1 protein-coding gene is annotated in these 1,069 nt (G+C 46.7%); it reads right to left on the reverse strand.

The features are described from left to right. Window positions 1-525 precede the first annotated feature (525 nt). Entirely contained in the window at window positions 526-777 is a 252-nt protein-coding gene (locus tag B7Y67_RS19120) for a hypothetical protein (protein ID WP_293599986.1), read from the reverse strand. Window positions 778-1,069 lie beyond the last annotated feature (292 nt).

Raw genomic sequence — 1,069 nt, forward strand, 5'->3', positions numbered from 1 at the left:
TTTTAGCATGATGGGCTCAAGATGGGGGTGGCAAGGCAAAATCTAATCAATAAAAATATTCGCCATCATGCGGGCTTTTTGTTTCATTTTTTTGACAGTTACCCGGCCTAATTAATCTGCGCACCTTTGTTCATCCCAACGATTTTTGGTTTGAGGCTGAGGAGACGTTATTTCACGAACAGCGAAGCCAAAAATGTGCGCATTGAATCAATGTGATTTAGGGCTGGGCTCTGAGGGCGTGAAAGGGGCTTATGCGCATATTACGGCGTTTTTGCTTGATCCGGCGTCGCCGGTGAACTTGCCCCCGAAGGCGGCGGCTTAATAGTCGATTTTTAGGCAAGATACCCCAACCGGCCGAGAGGCCGGTTTTTTATGGGTGCGGCTGGCATTTTTTGATTTGCAAGACTATAGCAAAAAGCAAGGGTGTTCTGCCGTCAGCTTGGGGTTGTGGGGTGATGAATGTGCTTTGCATTCACGCAACTATTCGTTATAGTTTTAAAAACATAACTGGCATGGCGTTTGCAATTAAACCCGCACCCTAACCCCCAAGGTACGCCAAAACAGGATTGCACGGGCGTGACTCTGCATAAGGAATTGCCCAATTTTTTGCGCTGCATTCGTGGCGCAAGCACTGAGCCCCTCAAGAAGTTGATCTCCGTGATTTCTTCTTGTTTTGCCAACCGGTTTCGGTTGGCTTTTTTTTGCCTGAATTTTTGGGTTCCGCAGGTCAAAGGGGGCGATGTGCTTGAATTTGGCGGAACCAAAATCAATATTCATCACTTTGGCCAATGCCATACGCCGTATGATCTGGTGCTGGAGATTTTCGGCACACCCATCGTTCCTGTGGTGTGATGTCAGGGTTTATTGATTCTGGGTATTTGATTTTTTGCACAGGTCGCATTCTGCGATTAATGCGGCGAGATTGTTGGCTCTGGTGCTGCCTAACGCGCGAAAGCACCAAATAATTAAAGTTCATACCCGTTGTGCCGATAAGACGGAAACATAAACTTTATTGTTCGGCCGCGATTGTGGCTAAAAATAACGGTAAACTTTGCCCACTTAATTTCTT

This window comes from Polynucleobacter sp. 35-46-11 (assembly GCF_002281105.1).